The 26,743-nt window shown below is 39.6% G+C and carries 27 protein-coding genes and 1 tRNA gene; 8 read left to right on the top strand and 20 right to left on the bottom strand.

From position 1 onward, the window contains the following. Window positions 1-81: 81 nt before the first annotated feature. Window positions 82-1,938: a molecular chaperone HtpG gene (htpG, locus tag CYP77_RS01065; protein ID WP_103567479.1), complete on the top strand. Its 1,857-nt coding sequence runs from the start codon at window positions 82-84 to the stop codon at window positions 1,936-1,938. 108 nt (window positions 1,939-2,046) lie between these two features. On the opposite strand, the gene CYP77_RS01060 is transcribed toward htpG, so the two are convergent. The 3 genes from CYP77_RS01060 to rpmB form a co-directional block, all read right to left on the bottom strand. Further along, a complete protein-coding gene (locus tag CYP77_RS01060) occupies window positions 2,047-2,253 on the bottom strand; it encodes a DUF465 domain-containing protein (protein WP_103567480.1) in 207 nt (68 codons plus the stop codon). 122 nt (window positions 2,254-2,375) lie between these two features. After that, window positions 2,376-3,506 (bottom strand): potassium channel family protein, encoded by a 1,131-nt coding sequence (locus CYP77_RS01055; protein WP_103567481.1) that lies wholly within the window; start codon window positions 3,504-3,506, stop codon window positions 2,376-2,378. 22 nt (window positions 3,507-3,528) lie between these two features. Continuing rightward, the gene (rpmB, locus tag CYP77_RS01050; protein WP_002942221.1) at window positions 3,529-3,720 is read right to left on the bottom strand and encodes a 50S ribosomal protein L28; all 192 of its coding nucleotides are present in this window, start codon (window positions 3,718-3,720) and stop codon (window positions 3,529-3,531) included. A gap of 199 nt (window positions 3,721-3,919) precedes the next feature. Between rpmB and CYP77_RS01045 the strand changes: the two genes are divergently transcribed. The 5 genes from CYP77_RS01045 to CYP77_RS01025 all read left to right on the top strand — a co-directional run bounded on the left by CYP77_RS01045 (window position 3,920) and on the right by CYP77_RS01025 (window position 8,224). Further along, window positions 3,920-4,618 carry a hypothetical protein gene (locus CYP77_RS01045; RefSeq protein WP_141090580.1) on the top strand — a complete coding sequence of 233 codons (699 nt, stop codon included), beginning with the start codon at window positions 3,920-3,922 and terminating at the stop codon, window positions 4,616-4,618. After that, entirely contained in the window at window positions 4,615-5,988 is a 1,374-nt protein-coding gene (locus tag CYP77_RS01040; protein ID WP_103567483.1) for a prephenate dehydrogenase, read from the top strand. The genes CYP77_RS01045 and CYP77_RS01040 overlap by 4 nt, the downstream gene beginning before the upstream one ends. Window positions 5,989-5,997: 9 nt before the next feature. Then, the gene (rpe, locus tag CYP77_RS01035; RefSeq protein ID WP_103567484.1) at window positions 5,998-6,645 is read left to right on the top strand and encodes a ribulose-phosphate 3-epimerase; all 648 of its coding nucleotides are present in this window, start codon (window positions 5,998-6,000) and stop codon (window positions 6,643-6,645) included. Beyond that, a complete protein-coding gene (locus CYP77_RS01030) occupies window positions 6,642-7,445 on the top strand; it encodes a 3'-5' exonuclease (protein WP_103567485.1) in 804 nt (267 codons plus the stop codon). Before rpe ends, CYP77_RS01030 begins: the two co-directional genes overlap by 4 nt. Window positions 7,446-7,753: 308 nt before the next feature. Next, the gene (locus CYP77_RS01025; RefSeq protein WP_258032403.1) at window positions 7,754-8,224 is read left to right on the top strand and encodes a UbiD family decarboxylase domain-containing protein; all 471 of its coding nucleotides are present in this window, start codon (window positions 7,754-7,756) and stop codon (window positions 8,222-8,224) included. Between the two features lie 60 nt (window positions 8,225-8,284). Here CYP77_RS01025 and CYP77_RS01020 read toward each other — a convergent pair whose 3' ends face one another. The 7 genes from CYP77_RS01020 to CYP77_RS00990 all read right to left on the bottom strand — a co-directional run bounded on the left by CYP77_RS01020 (window position 8,285) and on the right by CYP77_RS00990 (window position 16,158). Next, complete coding sequence (locus CYP77_RS01020; RefSeq protein ID WP_103567486.1) at window positions 8,285-9,403, bottom strand: M20/M25/M40 family metallo-hydrolase; 1,119 nt, start codon at window positions 9,401-9,403, stop codon at window positions 8,285-8,287. A 9-nt stretch (window positions 9,404-9,412) separates the two neighbouring features. Then, complete coding sequence (locus CYP77_RS01015) at window positions 9,413-9,868, bottom strand: YjiG family protein (protein ID WP_002942766.1); 456 nt, start codon at window positions 9,866-9,868, stop codon at window positions 9,413-9,415. Window positions 9,869-9,871: 3 nt separating this feature from the next. Next, on the bottom strand, window positions 9,872-10,504 hold the full coding sequence (locus tag CYP77_RS01010; RefSeq protein ID WP_103567487.1) for a nucleoside recognition domain-containing protein: 633 nt from the start codon (window positions 10,502-10,504) through the stop codon (window positions 9,872-9,874). A gap of 257 nt (window positions 10,505-10,761) precedes the next feature. Beyond that, window positions 10,762-12,879: an RNA degradosome polyphosphate kinase gene (locus tag CYP77_RS01005; protein ID WP_258032407.1), complete on the bottom strand. Its 2,118-nt coding sequence runs from the start codon at window positions 12,877-12,879 to the stop codon at window positions 10,762-10,764. 163 nt (window positions 12,880-13,042) lie between these two features. Then, entirely contained in the window at window positions 13,043-13,627 is a 585-nt protein-coding gene (locus tag CYP77_RS01000; protein WP_103567489.1) for an NUDIX domain-containing protein, read from the bottom strand. Then, the gene (gene mgtE, locus CYP77_RS00995) at window positions 13,612-14,979 is read right to left on the bottom strand and encodes a magnesium transporter (protein WP_103558111.1); all 1,368 of its coding nucleotides are present in this window, start codon (window positions 14,977-14,979) and stop codon (window positions 13,612-13,614) included. Before mgtE ends, CYP77_RS01000 begins: the two co-directional genes overlap by 16 nt. Before the next feature lie 9 nt (window positions 14,980-14,988). Further along, complete coding sequence (locus CYP77_RS00990) at window positions 14,989-16,158, bottom strand: peptidoglycan DD-metalloendopeptidase family protein (RefSeq protein ID WP_087581705.1); 1,170 nt, start codon at window positions 16,156-16,158, stop codon at window positions 14,989-14,991. Window positions 16,159-16,272: 114 nt separating this feature from the next. Here CYP77_RS00990 and CYP77_RS00985 point away from each other — a divergent pair, with 114 nt between their 5' ends. Both CYP77_RS00985 and CYP77_RS00980 read left to right on the top strand, forming a co-directional pair. Next, the gene (locus tag CYP77_RS00985; protein WP_103567490.1) at window positions 16,273-16,995 is read left to right on the top strand and encodes a plasminogen-binding N-terminal domain-containing protein; all 723 of its coding nucleotides are present in this window, start codon (window positions 16,273-16,275) and stop codon (window positions 16,993-16,995) included. A 3-nt stretch (window positions 16,996-16,998) separates the two neighbouring features. Further along, on the top strand, window positions 16,999-17,820 hold the full coding sequence (locus CYP77_RS00980) for a YihY family inner membrane protein (protein ID WP_002942744.1): 822 nt from the start codon (window positions 16,999-17,001) through the stop codon (window positions 17,818-17,820). Window positions 17,821-17,895: 75 nt separating this feature from the next. Here CYP77_RS00980 and CYP77_RS00975 read toward each other — a convergent pair whose 3' ends face one another. The 10 genes from CYP77_RS00975 to CYP77_RS00930 form a co-directional block, all read right to left on the bottom strand. Then, window positions 17,896-18,921 carry a hypothetical protein gene (locus CYP77_RS00975; protein WP_103567491.1) on the bottom strand — a complete coding sequence of 342 codons (1,026 nt, stop codon included), beginning with the start codon at window positions 18,919-18,921 and terminating at the stop codon, window positions 17,896-17,898. Continuing rightward, on the bottom strand, window positions 18,908-19,624 hold the full coding sequence (locus CYP77_RS00970; RefSeq protein ID WP_103567492.1) for a metallophosphoesterase: 717 nt from the start codon (window positions 19,622-19,624) through the stop codon (window positions 18,908-18,910). Before CYP77_RS00970 ends, CYP77_RS00975 begins: the two co-directional genes overlap by 14 nt. A 126-nt stretch (window positions 19,625-19,750) precedes the next feature. Further along, a complete protein-coding gene (locus CYP77_RS00965) occupies window positions 19,751-21,226 on the bottom strand; it encodes an aldehyde dehydrogenase family protein (protein ID WP_103567493.1) in 1,476 nt (491 codons plus the stop codon). 126 nt (window positions 21,227-21,352) lie between these two features. Next, entirely contained in the window at window positions 21,353-22,522 is a 1,170-nt protein-coding gene (locus CYP77_RS00960) for a sensor histidine kinase (protein WP_103567494.1), read from the bottom strand. After that, window positions 22,515-23,177, bottom strand: a complete 663-nt coding sequence (locus tag CYP77_RS00955; RefSeq protein WP_103567495.1) for a response regulator transcription factor — start codon at window positions 23,175-23,177, stop codon at window positions 22,515-22,517. The genes CYP77_RS00960 and CYP77_RS00955 overlap by 8 nt, the downstream gene beginning before the upstream one ends. A gap of 9 nt (window positions 23,178-23,186) precedes the next feature. Beyond that, window positions 23,187-23,513, bottom strand: coding sequence for a hypothetical protein (locus CYP77_RS00950; protein WP_021085558.1), 327 nt, complete (start codon window positions 23,511-23,513; stop codon window positions 23,187-23,189). Between the two features lie 63 nt (window positions 23,514-23,576). Continuing rightward, window positions 23,577-24,482 carry an AEC family transporter gene (locus CYP77_RS00945; RefSeq protein WP_103567496.1) on the bottom strand — a complete coding sequence of 302 codons (906 nt, stop codon included), beginning with the start codon at window positions 24,480-24,482 and terminating at the stop codon, window positions 23,577-23,579. Between the two features lie 94 nt (window positions 24,483-24,576). After that, complete coding sequence (locus CYP77_RS00940) at window positions 24,577-26,337, bottom strand: response regulator (protein ID WP_103567497.1); 1,761 nt, start codon at window positions 26,335-26,337, stop codon at window positions 24,577-24,579. 65 nt (window positions 26,338-26,402) lie between these two features. Further along, window positions 26,403-26,489, bottom strand: a tRNA-Leu gene (locus tag CYP77_RS00935). A 72-nt stretch (window positions 26,490-26,561) separates the two neighbouring features. Then, the coding region (locus tag CYP77_RS00930; RefSeq protein ID WP_181001938.1) for an HU family DNA-binding protein at window positions 26,562-26,743 on the bottom strand (182 nt) is incomplete at its 5' end.

Here is a 26,743-nt window from a genome sequence, read left to right as displayed (position 1 = left end):
GATAGCATTACTATCAATGTTAAGAGTATTTTTATCACTTTGTGTTATAATCTGCCAAAAATTTTAAAAAAGGAAAAGAAAATGGCAGATAAATTTGAATTTCAAACTGAGGTCAATGACCTTTTAAATTTGATGATCCACTCTCTTTACTCAAACAAAGAGATATTTTTAAGAGAGCTCATATCAAACTCGAACGACGCACTTGACAAGCTAAACTACCTATGCTTGACTGATGAAAAGTATAAAAGCTTAAGCTACACTCCAAGGATCGACATAAAGGTCGATGAAAAAGCCAAAATTTTAACCATCAGCGACAACGGTATCGGCATGGATAAAGACGAGCTCATCGCAAATTTAGGCACCATTGCAAGAAGTGGCACAAAGGGCTTTATGCAAAGCTTAAGCGGCGATGCAAAGAAAGATAGCTCGCTCATTGGCCAGTTTGGCGTGGGCTTTTACTCAGCATTTATGGTGGCAAGCAAGATCGAAGTCATAAGCAAACGAGCACTAAGTGACAAAGCCTATAAATGGATATCTGACGCAAAAAGCTACGAGATCGAAGAGGCTAGCAAAGATGGCTTTGGCACGGATATAATCCTGCATTTAAATGACGATGAGTTTGCAAATTCTTGGCGCATAGAAGAGATAGTCAAAAAGTACTCAAACCACATCCCTTATCCTATATTTATGGATAAAGAGAGCTATGTCGCACCAAAAGAAGGCGAAAAAGAAGGCACATACGAGAGCAAAAACGAGCAGATAAACAAGGCAAATGCGCTTTGGAGACTAAGCAAATCAAGCCTCAAAGAGCAAGACTACAACGACTTTTATAAGCAAATTTCACACGACAGCAGCGACCCGCTACTTTATATCCACACAAAGGCCGAGGGCAAGATCGAGTACTCGACGCTATTTTATGTGCCAAGCACTGAGCCGTTTGATCTCTTTAGGGTTGATTATCAAAGTGGCGTGAAGCTTTATGTAAAGAGGGTTTTTATAACTGACGATGCAAAAGAGCTTTTGCCGCCGTATTTAAGATTTATCAAAGGTGTGATCGACGTTGAGGATCTGCCGCTAAACGTTAGCCGCGAAATTTTACAAGAAAATGCGATCATGAGAAACGTCAAAGAGCAAAGCGTGAAGAAAATTTTAAGCGAACTTGCAAAAGTAAAAGATAATGACCGCGAAAAATACATAAAATTTTACAAACTATTTGGCAAGGTTTTAAAAGAGGGACTTTACGGTTTTAACGCTGAAAAAGAGCAAATTTTGGATCTTTGCCTATTTAAAAGTTCAAAAAGAGACGGACTTATCAGCCTAAAAGAGTACAAAGAGGCGATGAAGGAGGATCAAAAATCGATCTACTATATCAGCGGCAACAACGAAAATATGCTAAGAAATTCGCCGCTTCTTGAGAGCTTTAAGAAAAACGACATCGAAGTGTTAATAATGGATGAAGAGATCGATACGATCGTCATGCCAATGGTCAATGAATTTGATAAAACACCTCTAAAATCAGTCTCACACGCTGATATAAACGACGAGATCAAAAGTGATGAAAAGGTTGATGAGAGCAAGGTTGCAAACACACTTGTTAAGATGAAAGAGATCTTAAAAGACGAGGTAAAAGATGTTAGGCTAAGCTCAAGGCTCTCAAGCTCGGCTGCAGTGCTAATATATGATAAAAACGACCCTGATTACGCTATGCAAGAGATGCTAAAACAGATGGGACAAGGCGCAAATGCTCCAAAAGTTAAGCCGATCTTGGAGATAAATGCTGATCATGAAATTTTTGCAAAACTTGAGAAAAATGAGGCGATGATTTATGACATAGCGCCTTTGCTTCTTGATATGGCAAGGCTAAATGAGGGCATGAGCCTAGAAAATCCAGCTAAATTTTCAGAACTTCTAACAAAAGTGATGATAAAAGCTATATAAAATTTGTAAGCCCAAAGAAATTTGGGCTTTTTAAATTTGTAGTCTAGTAAAAGCTCAAAATAATGCAAGCTAAGCGAAATTTGGCTCCACTATTAGTTTGAATTTTACTTATTTTTGCTCTTTGTATTTTAAAACTTGAGCGTAAATTTCATCTTTTAGTTTTAATTTTTCTTTTTTCAAGGCATCAAGCTCAGAGGCTTGTGCAGCTTTGCTGTCTATTTTTTCATTTAGCTCGTCATGCTTTTTGCAAAGTGCGGCAAAATGAACATCTATTTTTTTCAACTCATTTATGAGATCAGTGTATTCGTGTAACATACGTAGCTCCTGTAAAAAATTTATAAATTCTAACAAGGCTTTGTAAATGTTTGGCTATCTAAATTTAGATCTATAACATATAGTGGTTGAGTCAAATTTATGCCACAAATCAAATGCAAGAACTAAACGTATTTTAGTTCTTCTGGCTTGTGTTTGCTCTTTACTAGGCGTTTGGTTAGGCGTATGCCATCAACTGTGCCGATGACCAAAAGCTTTGTGCCAGTGCCGATTAGAGTATCGCCATTTGGCATAGGGATAAATTTGTTATTTATGTCTCTAATGCCTACCACGTCAGCATTTGTGATATTTCTTAGGTGCGTCTCTTTTAGTCTTTTAAACCTGATCCAAGAGTAATCAGGCACAAGAATTTCTTCTATGTCGATAGGCGAGCTTTTTGTGTATAGAAATTGCTCGAGTAAATTTTCCATATCAGGTCTTACGCTCATGGCGCTTAGACGCTGTGCGACTAGGCGAGATGGGCTTACTACGCTATCAGCACCAAGTTTTTTTAGTCTTTGCGTATCATCTTCGCTATCTGAGTTTGTGATGATGTGGTAAGGTTTTTTGCGTCCTATCTCTTTTTCATAAAGTCTAACAGAAGCGATAAGTGCGATATTATCAGCGATATTTGGGCTAAGAGTGATTAGTCCTTTTGCGCTTGAAAGATGCGTTTTTAAAAAGGCGATTTGAGTATGAGGCTGAGCTTTTATGAAGTATGGATACTTGTAAATTTGAGCTAATTCTGCGATATCTTCTCTGTCATCAACCACTACAAATGGTATGTGATTTTCACGAAACTGAGCGCTAAGCTCGATCGTGTAGAGGTTGTGATAACAAATAACGAAGTGATTTTTTAGTCTTGCGATCTTGTAAAGCATACGCCTTTCCTTTAAAATGCTAATTAATGTGCCTCTTTTTAGAACTTCTACAACGATACCGATTGATAGCGTGAAAATGATGAAGCCAACAAGGATAAATGTTATAGTAAAAATTCGCCCCTTTGGAGTAATGGGCGCAACTTCGGTAAAACCGACCGTCGTGAAGGTCATACCTGCTTGGTAAAAGGCATCTATGAGAGAGAAGTTATCTATAAAGATATAACCAAGTGTTCCAAAAAGTAACAGTAGTACCACTGAAATTAGTGGAAATCTAAAAGGTTTTAGTTGTTCGTAAAGCTCAGTATCTAGGCTTATTTCTGGTTTTGCGGAGTTTGACCAGTTGAGGAATTTTAAAAGTCTTGAGAGAAAAGACATAAATTCCTCTTCATTTTATCTCTTAGTTTGACTGCTTTTTCATAGTTCTTAGAGTAGAAGCAGCAACTTTTATTCTTCTTGTTGTGCCATCTTCTAGAGTAACACGGATAGTTCTAAGATTTGGTAAAAATCTTCTTTTAGTTTTATTGTTGGCGTGGCTCACGTTGTTGCCTACCATTGGTCCTTTGCCAGTTATCGCACATCTTTTTGACATTTTTTTTCCTTATAAACAAAAATTTCTGCTGATTTTATCTAAACAAAACCAAAGTATTGCTTAAAATGAACATTTATATTTATAAGTTTTGTTGATTTTTTATTTAATTAAGGCTAAAATAGCCCCAAAATACAAAATCGGTAAAACAAAAATGCTAACTAAAAATCAAATAGGTGACATTTCAAATTTTATCTATACAATGCCCGATATTTTTTATGAGTGCCAAAAGCACTTAGATGAGGGCGACATCACTACTGCTATGGAGCTTTTTAGGGGGAGTGAGACTTTTAAAGCGTACTTTGCAACGATAGTAAATTTAGGCGATTTTGGCGTTCAAAACCACACTAGAGATATCTATGCGATGGCTTATCCGCTAGGCATAGACAACTTAAAAATGATAATTTGCTCGTATTTTGTTTTTATCAAATCTCCAAAAAGATATAAAAATTTTGGTGTAAATTTATACTCGATGATGGAGTTTAATGCCAAATTTCTATCTGACTGGAGCAAACTTCTAAACTACCTTGGACTAAAAAATCAAAAAAATTTATTTCTAGCTGCCTACGCGCTCATTCTTCTTATATTTTGCGAGCTGATCTTTTTAAAGTATCCGCACTCGCTTAAACATATCGTTGGTTTTTCTGATATGAGCTTTGATAGGATCTTGCAGCGAAGGTTTGACATTTCGCTATTTGGAGTGCTTTTAAAGCTTGCAGGATGGGAGAGTGATAGGCTCACTAGAGAAGAGGTTATAGTTTTAAAATACTTTAAAATTTTGCTCTCTTATGAGGCTAGCACTGCTAAATTTTTTGACTTTGGCATTGATAGGATCACCGATGTCAGCGTCCATGCTTCGGCTGATATGGTTATAAATTTAAAAAAGGCTCTTAGAAAATGAAAGTAACTTTTGAGGGCTCTTTGGCCATTGTTAGGCCATTTGGATTTTTGGAGGTTAATATCACTCCTTCAAGTATCAAAAAGGCCGATGTAGAGCAAATTTGCGCAAGGCAGATAAGTGCTATTTTGCTTTCATTAAAAAATGTCACCTTTTTTAGCCCGCTTTGGCTAAATAGCACGTGCGAGCATCTCTCAGGCATAGCTAAGCAGATAGGCGCTGAGTTTGCAGTTTGCGACTATGACGATACTTTTTACGAGCTTGTGGCAAAGACTTCAAAAAATATTTTGAGATTTTCACTCTTTGAAAATGAAAAAGTTGCGACGCTATTTTTAAACGATACGCTAGCAGATAGTAGCGAAGCCATCGTGATTTATAACAAAAATGAGCAGTATAAAGACTACATCAACTCGCTTTTGGAGCAAAAGTGCTACAAGTGTAAATTTGTAAAAAGCGTGGAAGAATTTAATGCCGCCAAGCAAGCTTACAAATACACCATCAGCACCCTAAATCACATCGTTTTAGGCAAAAAAGAGTTTAGCACTTTTGTAAGAGGCGACGTCGTTATTTACAAGACAGTAGGGCTCATGGATAGCTCTTTTGTGCAGAATTTTGACTATAAATTTCACGAAAGATTACAAAAGATAGGCTTTAAATTCTTTGTTTTTTGGTCTGATTCGGTTGGTGCTTTAAATACCATAGGTGCTAGTTTTTTGATAAAGCTATCTGAGCTGAGCCAAAAAAGTGGCGGTATATTGGCGATTAGCGGCTTAAATGAGGGCAACATCTCAGAGACACTTGCCTCAAATTTAAAAGCGGCAAAGATACTTTTATATAAAAAGATGGATGATTTTTTCAAAGATGACTCGACGCTCTATTTTAAAAAGCGCCTTATCGACATTGAGCCTACAAAGATGAATAAAAGCTTAGTTGAGTTTTTGCCACTTGTGATCTCAAGTGTCACAGACGTACTCTCACCTTTGATAGAGAGTGAAATTTTATGCCTTGATAAAAAGATTAGCAACTTTAACGTAGAGGGTGAAAATGACTATCTGCGGGCTTGCGTGCTCTTTTATGGCGACGTACAGATGAGAATTTTGCTTGGTGTTAAAAAGGACAAGCTTAGCAAAATTTGCTCCATTTTTTCAGATAATGGTGATCTGGAGTGCGGCTGTTTAAGCGGATTTTCTCAAATTTTTAGTATCATTGCAAGCAAAATTTTAGACATTTTCATCGAGAGAAATTTAAAGGTAAAACTTAGCAACTTTAAATTTTACGAAAATGAGATGTTTTTTGACAGAGCAAGCAGTGGAATTTTTGCCACGTTAAATGCAAAAGAGAGCCAAACTGGCGTGATTTTTATAAGCAAATAAGGATTTAAAATGTACGTTGCACCTAGTATTTTGTCGGCTGATTTCGGAAATTTGGCAGCTGAGATAAGAGCCATTTGCGAGGCTGGGTGCGATCTGGTGCATGTTGATGTTATGGATGGGCATTTTGTACCAAATTTAACCATCGGACCAGTCGTGGTAAGTGCCGTTGCGAAGGCTGCTACAAAGCCGCTCGATATTCATTTGATGGTTGAAAATAACTCATTTTTTGCTGATCTTTTTTTGCCACTAAAACCAAAATTTCTAACCTTTCACATCGAAGAAGAGAAGCATCCGATGAGACTAATAGACCACATCAGAAAAAACGGCGTTGGCCCTGGTATCGTGCTAAATCCACACACGCCAGTTAGCGCGATCGAGCATATCATCGATGAAGTTGATATGGTGCTATTAATGAGCGTAAATCCTGGCTTTGGTGGTCAGAAATTTATGCCAGTCGTGCTTGAGAAAACAAGGGCATTAAGGGAGCTAATAGAGCGCAAAAACGCAAAGTGTCTCATCGAAGTAGATGGCGGCGTAAATGGACTAAATGCGCCTGATCTTGAAGAGGCTGGAGCTGATGTCTTGGTGGCTGGCAGCTACATCTTCTCATCAAATTCATACGAACAAGCCATTCGCGCCATAAAGCTTGAGTTTTGAAGCCAAAAAAACAGCGTTTAGAAAATAGCATTGAAATTTTAGCTAGGCAAAATTTAGGCTATCACGAGTTTATTTTAAAATTTAGCGATATTGAGGAAATTTCATCGCTCATCGACGTGCGTGACCTTGATATGTGGCGAACTCTTGGGCTTGACATCACTAGAAACGAAGATAATGAGATCGAGCTTGGCACGAGATTTAGAGATATTAGCGAGCAGGAATTTTGCGTCGTAGATATCGAAACGACTGGTGGCACGACAAATGGTCAGATCATAGAAATAGGCGCTATAAAAATGAAAAATGGCACCGAAATAGGGCGCTTTGAAAGCTTTATAGCAGCTTCTATGGTGCCTGAAAATATCACCGAGCTAACTGGCATAAGAGCGAGCGATCTAGTCGGTGCGCCAAATTTGCTAAACGTACTTGAGCGGTTTAAAATTTTTCTTGGAACTAGCGTCTTTATCGCGCACAACGTAAATTTTGACTACGGATTTATCTCGCATAGTCTAAATGAGATCGGTCTTGGCATACTGCTAAATAGAAAACTCTGCACCATCGATCTTAGTCGCCGCACCATCGCCTCGCAAAAATACGGCCTTGGCTCGCTAAAAGAGCTCCTTGGCATAAACAACACCCACCATAGAGCCCTAAATGACGCGGTAGCAGCGGCCGAAATCTTTAAAGTCTGCTTAACTCGCCTGCCATTTAGCATACAAACAACAGAGGATCTCATAAGCTTTAGCAAAAATGCCCCAAGCGTAAAGCTAAAACCAGAGCCAGTTTTAAAAGCTTTGGAGTAGGGCTGGTTTAAATTTAAGCCACTTAAGTGGAAATTTAGAAATTTGATTTAGTTGAGGGCTTTTAAACGAGACCTTATGTTCTTGTGTAGTTTGCAATCATCGTGCTTTCAAAAACGCCGCAGTCTATCGCCCTGCGAGCGCTGATCTTTACAAAATCCCTAAAACAACGTTGCCATTGTGGATAAATTCCTCGTGAATGCTAGTTTTTGTATGTGCATAGCCAAGCCGTCGTTACCGATAACGTAGTTTGTTAGGCTATTTTGCTTTTGTAACAAATTTAGAGCTTGTGTTAAATTGAATAAATTTTTTTGTTAAAGCTATGGGTTAAATTTACGGTCTTAAGCGACGATGAACTTTTGGCTAAATTTCAAAGCATTGCGCCAAATGTTAAGGAGCTTAGGCAGTTTAAAAAAGAGAGTAAAACGCCTATTTGTGTGGTGAAATTTGAGAAAGATCGCCCTATAAAAGAGCTTTTTGCCAAGCTTTTAATCTTTAAAGAATTTTTCAAGCTACTGGTTGTTGTGGATATGCAAAACTATCTAGAAAACCCATATATGCTGCTTTGGCGCGTGACAAATAACATCGACGCCTTGCGTGATATTTACATCGAGGGCGAGCATTTTTGCGTGGATGCGACGAGTAAGGACGAGCTAGAGGGCTATGCTCGTGGCTGGCCTATGCAAACTGACTGCGAGCGCGAGGTGGTGGCTGATCTTGTGAAGCGAGGCGTGGTAAAAGATGAGCCAGAGCTTTTTCGTAAATTTGAGATATTTGGATAGGTTTTGGCTACTGTGTCGTTATAAATTTAAGAGTTTAGGCAAGCATATAGCTTGCCTAAACTACGAAAGTTTTTTGATCGCTTCAACTATGAGGTTGCACTTTTTAACAACCGAGTTTATCTCTAGATACTCGTTTTTTGTGTGCATGTTGCCACCAGTTGGACCAAGGCCATCTACCGTAGGGCATCCTGCCGATGCGCCGATATTGCCATCACTTAGTCCGCCAGCATCTACCCAAGTGACTTTTGTGTCAGTGGCCTTCGCAGCCTCGTCAAAGACCTTTTTGATATTTGGTAAATTTACCTCGTCTATCATTGGAGCTTCTTCGTTTATGAGTATGCGCTCGCAAGTAACGTCTGGCACGAGTTGGTGAGATAAAATTTCGTCCATTTTCTTATGTAAAAACTCTACCGAGCTAGCGTGGCGATATCTCATCTCAAATGTCACGCTAGCAAAGTCTGGCACGACGTTTTGGGCGTCGCCACCTTTTGTCATTATGCTATTAAATGTATGGCCTGCCTTAAAATCAGTGAGTTTTGAGAGCTCAACGATGAAATTTGCAGCCTCCACGACAGCTGAGCGTCCGCGCTCTGGGTGGTTGCCAGCGTGCGCGCTCACGCCACGGAAATTTAGCACATAAGAGACCACGCCCTTTCTAGTAGCCACCATCGAGCCATCTTCTCTTGCAGGCTCGACGACTAGGGCATAGCGGGACTTTTTGGCTAGCTCTCTTATGGCGTCTTTGGCGAAATTTGAGCCAGTCTCTTCGTGTGAGTTTAAAAATAGGCCGATCTTTAGCTTGCTAAGATCAAGCTCTTTGATGACGTAGAGCGAGAGCAGACTGCCGCCTTTATCGTCGATTGCGCCAAGTGCATTTATGCGCTCATTTATCTTTTTAAATGGCACATCTTTTTTTGTCCCCACAGGAAAGACCGTGTCCATGTGACCGATGAATAAAAAGTCGTAGCTTTTTGCCTCAAGGTCATTTGAGATGAAAAGGCAGGGTGCGACCTTGTCGGTGCCAAGCTCTATGCTTCTACTTTTTAAGCCTAAAATTTCAGCTCTTTTTTTAAACCAAGCTGCAACTTCATTTACGCCGTTGATGCTCGAAGTTGGGCTTTCGATGTCGGTTAGCTCTTTTAAGTCAGCTAAATATTTGTCTATTTCGCTATCTTTCATCTTTGATCCTTATACGAGCAAGCTCATCACAAACATCGCTAAATAGGCATTTAGGATGCAAATTCCAAAAAGTACGAGATAGTGTCTGCCTGGTACTTCAAGCACGCCTAAAACTCGTCCCATATACTGCACAGTCGAGCCAACTAGCGCCATGCCAGGAAGCAAGACGGCGATGTCGTTTGCGTTTAGCGTGCCATCTCCAACAAGTGCGACTAGCACACCTGCCGAGCCGCCCCAGCTCAAAAATGCAGCCATGAAAACGGCTATCGATTCACCTGGAAGACCAAGTGGAAGCATGATAAATCCTAGAAATTTGCCTATCACGCTAAGCGCGCCAGATACTTTTAGGATGTGGATGATGACAAAGGCCATAAGCACGTTTGGGATGGTGTTTTTTACAGCGATGTCCCAGCCTTTTCTAGCGCCCTCTACAAATACGTCGGTTATTAGTTTATTTTCAGTCATCTCTTACTCCTCATCATCTTTGACAAATTTTTTGACATAAAGTCTCATCAAATTTGCTCCTAAAATTTTAAAGACAAAGACTATGCCGAGCACCATGGCTATGGTGGCTGGGGCTGTGTTGCCAGCTTTGTCAGTCACTAGTAAAACAGGTGCAAATGAAGATAAGAAATTTGTGATCATCGCACCAGCGCTAAACTGGAACGCTGCAAAGATGAGAAGCTCTTTGTGCGAGATGAGGCCATCTTGGCGCAAAAATTTAGCCGTAGAGCTGCCTGCGTCGGTGCTTTGTGTGCTTGCTATCAAAGAGATAGAGCAACATCCTGGTATGCCAATAAGTGGCTTTAAAACAGGTGTTAGCAGTCTTGAAGCTGCGTATAGTGCATGGTATTTCTCAAAAATAGCGACAAAACCAAGCGCGAGCATGACGGCTGGAGCAAGGCTAAGGGCAAATAAAAAGCCGCCTTTTGCGCTAGTGCCGCTTCCTGTTTTAAACCATTCTGGAAATTGACCTGCTAGCTTGCTAAAGTCAAAGATGCCACCATAGGTGTTTTGTAAAAAACCTCCAAAGAAAACGATCGCAATTGCAAGTGTGATCGTACCGATGATGAGTTTTTTGGTGTCACTATTCTCTTTCATAAAGTCTCCTTTGATTTGGAATTTGTTTAAATATTATAACGCCTATGCTTATGTAATATTTAAAATATAAAATTTGATAATTAATTATGAAAATTTATGAGTAATTTATATATAAAAATTATTATGCGATAAAAGTTAGCATTATAGAGGTTTATAATGTAAATTTAAAGTATATGAAATTTTAAAAATTTGAATTTAAGATTTGTGATTTAAGGTAAAAATGGCTTCTAAACTTAAATTTAAAAGCCATTTATCTTTTAGCTCTCTTTTAAAAGCTTGCTTGCAAGCATATCTGCTTTTGCTTTGTCGGTGTCTTTTTTGACGGATTTGTAAATTTTAGAGATGTAGTTTTCTAAAACTTCGTGGCAGGAGATCACTTTTTCGCCCTCGCGTCTAGCTACTTTTACATATTCGCCGTTACTTTGTAGCTCAAATGCTAAGTCGTTATCGCTTAGCTGAAGCTCTAAAATTTCAAGCAGTCTCTCTTGCAGTCTTGGTTCAAAGATAGGTGTCATAAGCTCCAAGCGGCGCTCTAAATTTCGTGGCATCCAGTCAGCGCTTGAGATGTAAATTTTTGGATTAGCGTGTTTGAAATATAAAATTCTAGCATGCTCCAAGTATTTACCGATGATCGAGCGAACTCTTATGTTTTCGCTTTTGCCTTTTACGCCAGGCCTTAGTCCGCACACACCCCTAACGATTAAGTCGATCTTCACGTCTGCGTTTGAGGCGCGGCTAAGCTCATTTATCACGTCTTCGTCTATTAGCGCGTTCATCTTGGCGATGATCCTGCCCTCACTACCTTTGCTAGTCTCCACTCTTATCTTTTCTATGATGCGCTCTTTTATCTGAAAGGGCGACATGCTAAGGGCGTTTAGACGGCGGTTTTTGTTATATCCTGAGAGGATGTGAAAAAACGAGGTCGTATCTTGGCTAAATTCCTCTTTGCTCGTAAATAGACTCACGTCAGTGTAAATTTTAGCTGAGCTGCCGTTGTAGTTGCCAGTGCCAAAGTGCATGTAAAATTTGAGTTTATCGCCGATCTGGCGGATCACTTGGCTAACTTTTGCATGGACTTTAAAGCCTGTGATGCCATATATCACGTGTGCGCCAGCATCTTCAAGCGCCTTTGCCCAGTGCAAGTTGTTCTCTTCATCAAACCTTGCTTTTAGCTCGACCATCACGGTTACTTGCTTACCGTCGCTTGCAGCGTCTATTAGACTTTGAATGATCGGCGAGTTTTTATCGACCCTGTAAAGTGTCATGCGTATCGAGATCACTTTTGGGTCTTTGCTCGCTTCTCTTATAAAGCTAACGACTGGATCAAAGCTCTCAAATGGATGAACTAGCAGCACGTCCTCTTTGTCTATAGCATCAAAAATCGAGACGCCGTTGCCAAATGGAGGTAGTGTCTTTGGGGCGTAGGGCGGGTTTGCTAGGTGGCTAAAATTTTTACTCCCAGCTATCTCCCAAAGAGAGCTAAGTGTGAGCGGGATGCTTGAAAAGTAGATATCTTTGTGAAAAATTTTCATATGAAAATTTAAAAACTCTAAGATATCAGCGTCAGCGTCTTTGTCTATCTGCATACGCACAAAAGCCCCTTTTCTACGAAGCTTTAGCCCTTGCTCAAGTATCATCATAAAATCATCTGCCTCTTCTTCTTCGATGACGATATCAGCGTTTCTTGTCACTCTAAAGGCAGCTGAGCTAATGAGCTTATATCCTGGGAAAATTTCTTCTGCGTGGCGGTGAACGATAGTCTCTATTGGCACAAAGACGTTACTGCTTGGCTGGGTAAATCTTGGCAAAACTCTTGAAATCCTTATCATGCCGTATTTTAAAATTTCAGGATGCTCGATGTCAGCAAGCTTAACGGCAAGCGAGAAGCTAAGGTTGTTTAGGTGCGGAAATGGATGTGTCGCATCAACAGCGATAGGCACGATTACTGGCAGGATGTTTGAGAAAAAGTATTCGTCGCATTTTTGCTTTAAGCTATCATCAAGCTCGTCGTAGTTTTTGATAAAAAGACCCTCTTTGCTAAGCGCATCAACGGTGCTTTTGTAGTGAGCTTCAACTAAATTTTGCTCATCTTGAAGATATTTTCTGATCTCTCTTAGCTGATCAAGCGGGCTCATGCCGTCGCTGCTACTTGTCGTCACTCCAGCTGCAAAAAGCTGCTTTAGACCGGCCACTCTTATCATATAAAATTCATCAAGATTTGTCATATAAATGGCTATAAATTTTAGCTTTTCAAGTAAAGGTATATCCTTTTCACACTGAGCGAGCACCCTTGAGTTGAAGCGTAGCCAGCTTAATTCACGGTTGATAAAAAGAGTTTCGTTTTCGCTCATCATTTTCTCCTTATGATTTTTGATTATTTTATGATATGTGCGGTTATAAAGTTCTTATTTTGTTAAAAATTTAGTTACAATAGTGCAAATTTTAAACGTAAAGGTTTTTTATGTCGGATTATATTATTTTAGTTGGCATTTTTATTGTGGCGGTTGTTGTCTTTGCACTTATCAAAAAGGTCTCTTTTTAGCCTTTAAATTTCTCCCACCACAAGTAGGCAAAGATGAGCCCAAAGCCCTTGACCTTGCTCTCGTCAAAGGCAAATTTCATCATATCTTCTCGTTTTATAAAAACTAGCTCGATATCTTCGCCGTCTATGCCACCGCCTGCATTTATCTTCATGCTCTCATTGATTTTTGCGTAAAACATCGTTTGCATGTTGCCGCCAAAGCCAAAAGCGCCATACGTCATCGTGATGCGCTCCATCTCTTTTAGCTCGTATCCGACCTCTTCGACTGCCTCTTCTCTAGCGGTTTGTTCTTCGCTTAGCCCCTTATCCATAAGCCCTGCGCAAAGCTCATAAGTAAAGCCTTGCTCGTTTGTTTTGATGCCTTCTTTTTCTTGCGAGTACCAAACGGCTGGGCGAAACTGCTTGACAAATAAAAATGCATCTTTTTGCTCGTGATATAAAAATATACTAACACTATTCATCACCTTGACGCAGTCCCAGTCCCTTTGCAAGCCATTTTGTTTAAATTTCATTTTAAATGGCTTTAGGTATTTTGACTCACCAAGAGGTAAAATTTCTAAATTTGTTATAGTAGTATCCATTTTGCAAGTCCTAAAAAGCTAAAAAATCCTATCGCATCAGTAAATGTAGTAAGAATGACCGCCGAGCCAACAGCAGGATCGATGTTAAAACGCCTTAGAGTCAAAGGTATGATCGTACCAAAAAAGCCAGCAAAGAATAAATTTGTAACCATACTAAGGCCAATAACCACGCCAAGCATGCCTTTATCAAACCAAACAGCGGCGATCACGCCCATGATAGCGCCAAAGATGAGGCCATTTACGAGCGAGATCGTCACCTCGCGCTTTAAAACGCTCTTTGCATCTTTAAATTCTATCTCGCCAAGTGCTAAACGACGAACCGTAACGGCAAGTGCTTGCGTGCCAGTGTTGCCACCCATTGAGGCGACTATTGGCATAAGCACGGCAAGTGCGACGTAAGCTGCGATCGTCTCGTCAAAAAGTCCGATGATAGATGAGCTAAAAAGGGCTGTTAGCAAATTTATGCCAAGCCAAACCGCACGGCCACGACCCGCTTTAAATAGTGTATCGTCCTCTTCTGACTCGTCATCAACACCAGCTAGGTTATAAATTTGCTCTGTTGCGCTCTCTTGGATGTAGTCGTGGATATCATCATATGTGATACGACCAAGCAGTATTCCAGTGCTACTTGTAACTGCGATAACGTTTAGATCGTATTCTTGAAACATATCAGCGACATCTTGCATGAGATCCATATCGTTTGCCATGTGAGGCTTGTAGTGGTCGATCTGGGTTGATTCGATATTTTGTTTTAGCGTTTTTGTGAAGTCAAAGAGGATGAGATCTTCAAGCGGGATGGCGTATTGCAAGACACTATTTTTATCGATGATGAAAAGCTGTGAGACATTTTCTAGTTTTCCTTCTTGCTTCTCTTGTCTTAGTCTTGCAACTGCGCTGCCAAGCTTCTCTTCAAGATGAGCTGAAAATAGCTCTGTTTGCATGTGCGCACCAGCTCTATCTTCATCGTAGCTTCTAAGTCTTAAAATTTCATTTTGATTTTCTTTATCTAGCTCGTTAAAAAGCTCTCTAGCCTTGTCCTCATCGATATCCTCGATGTATTGGAGTAGGTCGGTAGCATCGTCACTCTCTAACTCTTCGAGCGCTTCTACGATCTTTTCAGCTGGGAGCGTATCGATCACGTCTTTTAGCATGTGATCAGGTAACTCTATCGCCACGTCACCCAAAATTTCAGGATCTAGCTTTTCAAGATACTTGGCAAAAAGCTCCTCGTCATGCTTTTTAAGTGTTTTTAGGTGCTGGGCAAGCTCGTATGCAGAGAGCTCGCCGTCTTCTAAATTTTCATCTAAATGCTGATCTATCAGCTCTTTTGCTTCATCTAGTTCTTGATTCAAAATTTACCTTTAAAAGTCTATTACGTTAGGGAAAAATTCCACCTTGTGATACTCTTTGTCGTTGCTTAGAGCCTGTCTTATCAGCTCGTCATTTCTATTTATGACTGCTTTAAATTTAGCCGACTCTTTTTTATCTTCTATATTTTTTACGACCTTGATGGCGCTTTCTGGATTGATCGGTTTGCCGCCTAGATAGAGGCCAAAGTGTAGGTGAGGGCCAGTGCTCATGCCGCTTGTGCCAACATATGCTATTAGCGTGCCTTGTTTTACTTTAAGACCGCTTCTTATGCCCTTTGCAAAGCCGTTTAGGTGCGCGTAAAGCGTCTCGTAGCCGCCAGCGTGAGAGATGATGACGGTTCTGCCATAACCGCTTTTTTGTCCGACAAATTTGACCGTGCCATCGCCTGCAGCCTTGATCGGTGTGCCTTTTGGAGCACCATAATCAACCCCAAGGTGCGCTCTATATCTTTGAAGGATCGGATGCCATCTTTTTAGAGTGAAATTTGATGTGATCCTAGCGTTTGCAAGAGGGCGAACGAGCAAAAATTTGTCATTTTTCTTGCCGTTTTTATCATAAAATTTATCTTCAAATTTATACATCACGTAGCGTTTGTTTTTAGTCTCTATCATCGCTGCGTAAATTTCAGGTGTGCCAAAAGAGCGTCCCATGCGTAGTTTTTGGTTATAGACAATAGCGATCGTATCGCCTTTGTTTATCTTTTTAAAATCGATCCCGCTGCCGCTAAAAACCTCTTTAAAACCAAGTGCTAGCGTGCCAGAGCCAGTGTAGTCAAAGATATCTTCAGAGACTGATTTATCGACTTTTAGGGCTAAAACTTTATCTTCGCTTTGGTATAAGATCGGGATAAACTCAAGCTGAAATTTACCCTTGTCATCTCTATAAATATGTATCTGAAGCTCGTCACTAACGGGGATGAGAGCTTGTTTAACCTCGCCGTTATCGTCTTTGTAAATTTGATATTTTGTGCCAGCGATGATCTCTTCTGTTAGCTCTTGATCTTCGCTTGCTAGGTTGTAATAAAGTGAAAGTGGGATTTTATTTGTTTCAAGAAAATTTAAAAAGCTGCTGCCATTTGGCCAACTAAGCTCATCAACAGTTGGTTTTATGGCATATAAATTTATACATAATATTGCAAAAATCACAAAAATACGAGGCATCGATATCCTTTTAAAAAGCTGGGAGGGATTTTAACTAAAACTTGCTTTAATTTTGCAAAAGATAAAGCATTTTAGGCTATAATCGCTCTAAAAATTTAAACTTAGGAGATATTTTTGAAACGTATAATCGTGATTTTATCGTTGTTTTTTGGCTTTGCTTTTGGGGCTGATTTTTCTTTAAATGAGTATAGAACTCCTCTTATTAGCGTCGAGAGTGACGGCACAGCAACGATAGTTGATAGTCCTGAAATTTTGATCGGATCAAGCGGCGTTGTGCTTCATAAATTTGACGTAGATAGCTCTATCATCGCAAGAGTGAGCGTTGTCTCAAAAAATGCCGGCTTTGCGAAGGTTAGATTTGAGGTGTTTGACCTGCTCGAGCAAAAGGCTCTCCCACTCCCTGGCATCGCACCTGCAAGTGGCGATATAGTCGTGCTAAACTACCTTTATAACCGCTCGCTAATCGTCGTGCCAAATAAAGAAATTTATGAAGAGGTTTTGGGCGCATTTCCTAATATGATATTTATCCATCCAGACCTTGTTGGAGCATACTTAAGCTACGAATACAAGCCAAATCCAAGCAGAGATGACTTTAGAAAGATGTGTGCTCAAAGTGCAGCTGGACTTATCTTTGTCGCGATGGATGGAAGAAGCGTTTTTGCTGATTGCCAAAGCTTTAAGGTGCTAAAAGAGTTTAAAACTGGCGAGGTTGAGTACTATCAACTACCATTTTATACAAGAGTTAGCGACATAGACACTGTATTTTGGAAGCTAAATAGCGAGCACATCAACAACTACGACGCTCACTACGAAAAACTTTTTGAAGAAGACAACTGATAAATGAGCCGTTTGTCCTTAAGCAAGAGCGATTTAAAGAGTGGTTTAAATTTGCTAGCTGCTCTTAAGGACAAAGAGCTCTTTCACTACGCAGCAAGCCTTAGTTTTCACACGATTTTATCGATCATACCGATACTTCTTATATCGTTTTCTATCTTTACAAAACTGCCTAGCTTTGAGGATTATTACGCCAAAATTCAAGACTTTGTCTTCTCGGCTCTTCTGCCAAGTAACCAAGAGATCATCTCAAACTACTTGCAAAATTTCCTCCAAAATAGCGGAAATTTAGGCATAGTTGGCTTTGTGGCGATGATATTTACTTCGGCTATGTTTTTTAGCGATTATGAATACGTAGTCTTAAAAGTGACAAGAGCTAGCAAGGCTAGGGGATTTTGGTCGGCACTTAGCTCGTACTGGACGCTCATCACGCTTGCGCCACTCGGACTTGCTGGCAGTTTTTACCTCTCAAGCCTTGTGCAAGAGATGCTAAACTCGACTAAATTTACAAGCTGGATAAATTTCTTAAGCATAGTGCCATATCTCATCATTTGGGTGATATTTTGCGTCACCTATCTCATCTCAGTAAATGACGAGATAAAATTTAAAAGCGCGTTTTTTAGCTCGTTTGCTGCCTCGCTCGTTTGGTATCTTGGCAAGTCAGCCTTTGTCTATTACGTCCTTTACAACAAGACCTATTTAAGCGTCTATGGCTCATTTTCAGCCGTGCTTTTCTTCTTTGTCTGGATCTACATCTCGTGGATCATCTTTTTATATGGGCTTAAATTTTGCGCCTATCTCTCAAACAGCTCTAAATTTAAAGGATAAATTTATTGCCAGCTGGCTATTTGTAAATTTACCAGCTAGCAGAATATGCAATATTTTACGTGAAATTTTATGTATTTAGCGTTTAAATTCGCAAATTTCTATCTTTATGTCAAGCTCTTTACTAAATTTACTAACAGCCTTTTCAAGCTCGTCTTTGTCAAAGCATATAAGATCAACATAAGAGTGCTTAGTACCAGTAGCTGCGCCCATGCTCTCGCAAAAAGTACTAGTTTCAAGCTCATCTTCTATCTTGTTTTTGCTATCAACACCAAACTGCACATCGCCGCCGTGATACAATACTAAAAAGCAGAAATTTATGCCAAGCTCGTAAGCTTCATTATAGATATCGCTTTTGCCGTCATAGTACTCATTTAGTAGCGAGGTTAGGCTCGTATAGCCTATAAATACATCATCTCTTAGCGCATCTGAGCGGGGTTCAAGCTCATAAAAGCTAAACTGCTTTAGCGGTTCGCTTGATGCCTCTTTGCCAAATTTATCATCTATAAGATCGGCAAAGTCGGTAAGCGCGACGCCTTTTTCTCTTGGCTCATCTACGATCTCGAAGTCTCCAAGCGTGTTTATCATCGCTGTCTCGCCAACAACGTTGTCGCAAAGTATGAAAGCTAGCGTGTAGGCCTTATTTTCATCTTCGCTTTTTAGCTTTCTTAAAGTTTCGTTATATAGGCACATATCCACGCTTTTTTCTTCAAAATTTGCATAGACCATAACCTCGTTTGCATCAACACTCACGCCATACATCTGTATAGTGGCTACGTCGCGCGGTGCACGTGGTTTGCCAAGCGTGCAAGTAAGCTTTGCTTCATACTCTTTTGGCATGCGTGATTTGATAAATTTAAGCCAAAAAAGCCTATATTTCATCCCTTCTGGAGTGAGTACAAGGTCGATCTTGTCATTAACAAGACCTATCATAAAGGTTGGATCGACTAAACATAAATTTAGTGCCTCTTCAGTCATTTTGCTCGCTGTTTCGTAGTTTTTATCCTCTAAATTACGCTTGATGACGTCTAAATTTTTACCAAATTCGCTCCAAAATTTATCAACTCTGCTAGCAAAGCTAGAACTCTTTTTAGAAAACCACATATTTATCCTTTTTATTAAAATTTTCTACATTTCTTTGCGTATAAATTTTCATCGATGGAAACTCTAACGCGCTTAGTTTATCAAAACCAACTTCATTAAAAACACAGCCTGTGTCGATATCTGCGCTATTTTTGTAAATTTGTGGCTCGCGAACTGGCGTGTGTCCATAGACGTTAAATATGCCACTAACTTGCAGCTCATCGCCTCTGCCTGAGAGCAGGTGCCTTCTAAACTCTTCGCTAGCATATTTATCATTTCTTAGCTCCCACATATTGCCAACGGCTGAGTGAGAGACTACCAGATGCTCGCCATTTTGGGTTTTATAATCTTTAAATTCCAGATAAACTGGCCTGCTTTCTAAAAAATCCACATGCCTTTGCTTAAACTCCGTGCTTTGTCCAAGATATGATCTATATGTCGCTTCGCCGCCGTTTCCAAAGAACCAGCTCCTGTCAAATGGCACTTTGTTGTTTAAAAACTCAAATTTATTGTTTAGTAGCCTTCGCTCGTGATTTCCCATGACCATGTCGTAGTCATTTTGTATGATAAGCTCGACCACGTCGCAGCTAAAAAGCCCCCGATCTACCACGTCGCCAACAAAGCAAATTTTTGATCTCTCTTTGTTTGGAAACTGCTTGATAAGCTCTAAAAGTGTGTTAAAACAGCCGTGAACGTCGCCGATAATGTAAATTTGCTCGCTCAAATTTTCTCCTTTGCGCCAAATTTTAGTCTATTAAACTTAAAAATAAAGATTGTTAATTGCTGATAAATTTAGAAGGAAATTTTATTTATGAAATTTAAAGCAGTAGGGGGGCAAAACCCCCTAAAATCATTGTGCGTAAAAGCCGCTAACCTTGCCTGTTAGATCTATCATGATGTTTTTCATCTGAGTGTAGTGCTCAAGTATGATCTTGTGCGTCTCACGGCCGATACCTGAGTTTTTATATCCGCCAAATGGGCTTCCTGCTGGGATTTGGTTGTAAGTGTTGATCCAAACCCTGCCAGTCTCCATAGACCTTGCCACACGTAGTGCTTTTGTGATGTCTTGCGTAAAAATTCCGCCACCAAGGCCGTATTCGCTGTCATTTACCATTTTGATAAGTTCGGCTTCATCTTTAAATTTGATGACAACGCCAACTGGTCCAAAGATCTCTTCTTGAGCCACTCTCATATCGTTTGTCACATCAACTAGCAGCGTTGGTTCGACAAATGCGCCCTTGTCGCAACCATTTGCAGTGTAGGCTTTGCCGCCGACTGCCACTTTTGCACCTTCTTTTTTGCCGATCTCGACGTAGTTTAAGATTTGCTCAGCTTGTTTTTTATTGATCTGAGAGCCCATTTGAGTGCTAAGATCAAGTGGATCGCCAACTTTTATAGTGCTAAATTTCTTAACCGCAGCCTCTATAAATTTCTCATAAAAGCTCTCTTCTACGAAAATTCTCGATCCCGCGCAGCAAACTTGACCTTGGTTAAACAAAATTCCAAGCTGGAGACCGTCAAGCGCCTTGTCTAAATTTGCGTCGCTAAAGAAGATATTTGCGCTCTTGCCACCAAGCTCAAGTGTGGCTGGGATGATACGGCGAGCTGCAGCTATGGCGATATCACGGCCGATCTCGGTTGAGCCAGTAAATGCTAGCTTGTCAAGGCCTGGGTGGTTTTTGATCCACTCGCCACTCTTGCTGCCTCTGCCAGTTACTATGTTTATCAAACCTTTTGGCAAAATTTTATCTATAAGCCTAAATAGCTCAAGCACGCTTAGGCTTGTCTCGCTTGAAGGCTTAAACACGCTCGCATCGCCTGCTGCGATCACTGGAGCTAGCTTCCAAGCTGCCATTAGAAATGGAAAATTCCAAGGCACGATCTGACCCACGACGCCTATTGGCTCGCGTAAAACGATAGAGAGTTGCTTCTCGTCAAGCACGTTTGCGCTGCCTTCTTCGCCCATGATAACGCCAGCAAAGTACCTAAAGTGCTCGGCTGCAAAAGGGATATCGACATTTAGCGTCTCACGGATTGGCTTGCCGTTGTCCATGCTTTCAACTTTTGCGAGGTGCTCTTTGTGCTCATCGATGATATCAGCGATCTTGTTTAAAAGCCTTGCTCGCTCACTAACTGTGGTGTGTTTAAATTTATTAAAAGCCTCACGTGCAGCGCGAACTGCGTCATTTACATCTTCTTCGGTAGCATCAGCGATCTTTGCAAGGTGTTCGCCGTTTGCTGGATTTTTGGCATCAAGTGTAGCGCCGTCTTTTGCGTCACGCCACTCACCATTTATGAAAAGCCCGTATTTTTCAAGTAGTTTCATACTTTTCTCCTTGATTAAGATTTTGTAAAAGGATTATAATATTAATAAAATTTATCAAAAATAAATTTTGGACACAAATTCTCTTTTTTAATAAATTTTATTATTTAGAGTAGGGTGGTTTTAAATTTAACTCTGCCAAGTGAGTAAAAACGTAGTCTCGCCATCAAGCTCGCTTGTGCATTTTACTGTGATGCCATTTTTCTTGCAGCACTCTTTTACTAAATTTAGCCCTATGCCAAAGCCGCCTTGATCGTCGTTAAATCTCGTGTAGCGATCAAAAATTTTCATCTGATCCTCTTTGCTGATGCCACGTCCAGTGTTGCTTATACTAAAGAAATTTGGCTCTAAAACGATGCTAACCTTTGAATTTGGCGCTGCATATTTTGAGGCATTGCTTAAGAGGTTGTCTAAAATTTTGCTCATATCCTCAAGGTCTGCGTTTATGAAGCTTGGCTTTAGGCTAGCCTCTATCTTAAGTCCGCGTTTGGCAAAAAATGGCGAGAAGTAGCTAAGTCTTTGTGTGGTTAGTAAATTTAGATCGATTAGCTCTTTTTTGCTTGGTTTATCTAGGTTAAAGCTTAGATGAACGAGCGCGTCATAGATGCTACCTAGGCTCTTTGCAGCAAGGCTGATGTTATTAAAGCGCTTTAAATTTCGCTCATTTAGGTTTTCAAGATCAGCCGTTTCTATGCTCATAGAAATGACGCTTAGAGGCGTGTTTATCTCGTGAGTTGAGTCTTTTATGAAGTGATTTAGCGTATCTATCTTTTCATAAAGTGGCTTTAGGCTTAGTTTTGCTAAGTAAAAGGCGACAAAGAGCAGGGCAAAGAGGAAAAATGCAGCCTTTAGTGTGGTCGAAATTTGCAAGGATAAAATTTCGCCGTTGATATTTTTGCCAACTAGAAAGATGTCTGCGCGTGCGAGCTCGTCTGTGGCGTTGTCCTCCATATACTGGATCTTTTCAAAGATCGCTACCTTGCCGTCTATCAAATTTACATTTTTGCCTTTGTTGATATTTTTGCACTCAAAATCTTTATAAATTTTCTCACCATTCTCCAGCACGATACAAGCATGTACGCCCTTTTCGTTTGTGAGGCTTGAGACCGAGTCTAGGCCATTCATCCTGGCTTTCATATATATGCCCATCTTGATCTCTTTTAGGCTTTTTACCTCGTTTAAGATGAGTGCTTCTTTTTTATTTTGGTAGTCGTGTATAAAAAAATAGCTCAAAAATAGCACAGAGCTAACAAGATAGAGGGATAAAATTTTAAATAAAATTTGCGTCTTTTCAGACATAGATGTAGCCGTCTCCACGCTTGTTTAAAATGGCATCTTTGCCTAAAATTTGGCGTAAATTTTTGATATATACACGAAGGCTAAGCTCGCTTGGCTCCTCGTCAAATTTCCAAATTTTATTAAAAATTTCATCTTTGGTTAAAATTTTGCCCTTGTTTTGCAAAAATAGGGCGAGCAGGTCGCTCTCTTTGCTCGAGATATTTATATTTTCGCCGTTTTTACTTAGGGTTTTGCTCTGTGGGTGAAAGCAAAGATCATCTAAAATTTTGATCTCTTCGCCGTTTTGGTGTGAGAAATTTCTTTTTATGAGAGCTTGCATGCGGATAAGTAGCTCTTTTAGCTCAAATGGCTTTTTTAGATAGTCATCGCAGCCGCTTTTGTAGCCTTTTTCAAGGTCGTCTATGGTGTTTAGCGAGGTGGTAAATATGCTAGGTGTTGTGACGCCAAGCTCACGTAGCGATGAAAGTAGGGAGAAGCCGTCGCCTTGCGGGAGTTTGACGTCTAGTATAAGTAGGTCAAAATTTCGCTCGTATGCAAGATCTAGTGCGTCTTTGGCATTGTTTGTAGTGGTGACATCGTAACCATTTTCGCCCAGATACTCGCTTATTAGATCAAGTAATGTTTCATCATCTTCAACAAGCAAAATTCTGACCATCAAGCGCCTTTACATGCCTTTTTTCATTTCGTCTTTCATGCCCATGTCGTCTTTTTTCATACCCATGTCATCTTTTTTCATTTCGTCTTTCATGCCCATGTCGTCTTTTTTCATACCCATGTCATCTTTTTTCATTTCGTCTTTCATGCCCATGTCTTCTTTTTTAGCTTCGTGTTTTTTGACAGGATGTTTTTTAGACATATCATCTTTCATCATCTGCTCTTTCTTCATCATCTCATCTTTGCCCATCTTGTCCTTTTGCATCATTTCAGTAGCATTTGCAAGACCGCCAAACATAAACATAGCACCAAGTGCAACTAAGATTAACTTTTTCATAAAGTCTCCTTTAAATTAAATTATGTTGCAATTGTAGTCACTTAGTGTGAAATAAGTGTGAATTTACGCAAATACAAAATAGATAACTGGAAGCGTGATAAATGAAAAAAGCACGCCAATGGCAACTGATGAGATGGCTAGTGAGCTATCAAGCCCAGCTTTTATGACCATCGCACTTGCAAGGGCTGATGTTGGCATCGCACATTGAAAGAGGCCGACGACCCAAGTTTTGCTCATCTGGATGCCTGAGACTTTTAATATGATGAAAAATACGATAGCTGGCAATATCATCTTGCACAAAAGTACAACACTAACGCCTTTATATGAGCTTGTGATACTGCTAAAGTTAAGACCAACGCCGATCGCAAAAAGTGCGACTGGGGTGACGCTACCTTCAAACATCCTAAGTGGCGCAAAGATAAAATCTGGAAGCGGGACTTCTTTTAAGATAAGACCCATAATGAGCGCTATAAATGGTGGAAATTTTAAAATTTTCATTGTATTTTGAAACAATGAGACCTTCTCTGGTGCGGCAAAAGATAGGATGAGTGGTCCAAGGATCGAAAGCGGGATACCAGTGGCTATTTGATCGTAAAAGATGACCTCATTTACCATCGCATCGCCAAAGAAGCCCTGAATGACAGGCATACCGACAAATAGGGTGTTGCCAAAAAGGCTTAGCATGACCATACTAATGGTTGTTATTTTGGTAAATTTAAAAACCTTGCCTATAACAAATGCCAAAGCAGCACTAATGGCGGTTGATGCAAAGCCGATTAGGATCGTGTTTATAAGCGAGGCATCGACATTTACGTGGTAAATTTTATCAAAGATTAGCGCAGGCATTGCAAAACAAAGGACAAAATCCACAAATGGGATCGAGTGCTTTTGCTCAACAATGCCGACTTTTTTAGCAAAAAAACCAGTTGCGATTATGAAAAATATTGCAAAAAGTGGTGTGAAATTCATAGCAGTCTCTTTTAAGTTTGGAATTTACGAAGAATTGATTATATGCCCCAAAAGATTAAATTACAATAAACTTTTTTGGATTTTACTCTTAAATTTAAACCCTAGTATCAACCTTTTTGTAAAATTTATCCCTCTCATCTATCTTTTCTTTATTTTTTAGATCGTTTTCAAGATAGCTGATATTATAAATTTCTCTTGCAGATATACTTTTGCCACTATTTAGGCTGATTAAAAATTTACTTTCAAATTTATTTGATAGGTTGATGATAGCTATCGCTCCAGCATCTTTTAGACTTGTGATCTTGCCATTTTGCATGACGGCAATATCATTGAAATTTAGCCCATTTAGCTGCGCATCATCCATCTTTTTTGCCTCTAAATTTACGCTAGTTTTTAGCTCACTTGGTGTATTTAGCTTGCCAGTGTCATTGTAAAGCTCATTTACGTCTAGCTCTCTACCACTATCAAATTTTAGTCTTATCGTGCCATCTTGATTTAGTTTCATAGCTATAACACTATCGCTATCTCGCAGTGCAGTGGCAGCTGTGGCTTCATTTATAGTAAAAGCCTTTTTTACCTTTTTTAGATTTGAGATGCTAAAATCAAGCCCAGTTGCTTGCTTAAATTCATTTTCCATTGCGATCATTTTGGCGGATTTTGTATCTTCAAGCTTTGATATGTAAGCACCCGCATTTTCGTCAAATTTCTTTAAATTAGCGCTAAGATTTTCTATCGTCTTTTCATGCGTATCAAGCTCAGCGTTGTAGTCACTATAAAATTTCATAAAACTATCTTTTTGAAATTTTGTGTATGAGAAATTCTCATCTTTTTTGTGCTCTTTGCTTGATTCAACAATAGGATTAAACTCGCTTAGTCTTGCAGTATCATCAAAGCCTATTTTTGTGTAAGCGAAATTTTTAAAAGAGCTATCCTTGCCAAAGATATTATTGTGCCTTAGATCGACCCAGCCGTCATTTTGAGCGTATTTTTTAAAGAAATTATTTATATCATTTTTGCCTATCTTTTCATACCTATTTTCGGCAGCAAACAAGGTATTTGGATCTGAGGCGTAGTAGGAGTGCCTGTGATCGATCTCTTTTGTATCTACGTAAAGATCGGGGCTATTTGTGATTATTGCTTTATGATTTAGCTCTTCTCTTGTTATTTGGTTGTGATTTATGACATTTGTGCTGATAAACTGTCTAAGATCAACCTTGTCCGTGATGTCACTTAAATTTGCTATTTTTTCATTTCCGTCTTTGTCGTATCCTCTTACTTTTAGCTTGTCAAAGAGCATATCTTTTTGATCTAGTGTGCCGTCATTATTGCTATCAAAGCTAAAAAGTGCGCTGTTGTTTTCTAGCTTTCCAATGCCTAGCTCATCGTTATCGCCATAAATGTCTAAAAAGACTTCCACTTCACCATAATTTGTCTTTAGTGTGTTTGAATAGGCGTAGTCGTTTAAATTTTTAAATTTTGTATTTTCTAAGTAGCCACTTTTTAAGACAGGTAGCATGGCGGCATCATCTGTGGCATTTATATTTTTAAAGTAGGCGTTTTTGTTAAAGCCATTAGAAGGTTCGTCTGAGTAAATTTTATTGTTGCTATCTATTAAATTTTGCGAGTAATCTTTTAAAATTTCTTTTGCTTTTTGTGTTGCTAGACGTTTGTTGTATTCTTTGATATCAGCTTCAGTTATGTAGATGGCATCTGTTCTATTTGCTTCATAAAGCTCGTTAAGCTGACTTGAATTTACTTTTAAAGTATTTTGATCACTATGATTTGAAAATCTCTTGGAAAGATCTTGCAAATCATTTAAATTTATAAAATCATACTTTTGCGGTGCAACATTCATCTAAAATCCTTTTAAAGATGTTGCACACAATATCGGTTAAATTTATAAAATGTTTAAGTTTATAATGGTGCCCGAGGTCGGACTCGAACCGACACAAGGTTGCCCTTATCAGATTTTGAGTCTGACGCGTCTACCAGTTTCACCACTCGGGCTAAGTTAAGATTGAAATTTTAAATTTGTGAGAAGGAAAGAAAAAGGGGAGAGTTGCTCCCCGAAAAAGAAAATTATTTCTTTTTACCTTTTTTAGCAGCGCCAGCAGCAACTGCTTCTTTAAGTTTTTTGCCAACTTTGAATTTGACTGCTTTGCTAGCAGGAACGTCGATTACTTTCTTAGTTCCAGGAACTCTAGCTTTCCTTGCAGCTCTGTCAGCAGTACCGAAAGTACCAAAGCCTATAAAGCTAATTG

It is taken from the genome of Campylobacter concisus (assembly GCF_002913865.1).
In the GTDB taxonomy this organism is placed as follows: domain Bacteria; phylum Campylobacterota; class Campylobacteria; order Campylobacterales; family Campylobacteraceae; genus Campylobacter_A; species Campylobacter_A concisus_AM.
The sequence above is the reverse complement of the archived record's forward strand: the minus strand, read 5'-3'. Positions and strand labels throughout refer to the sequence as shown.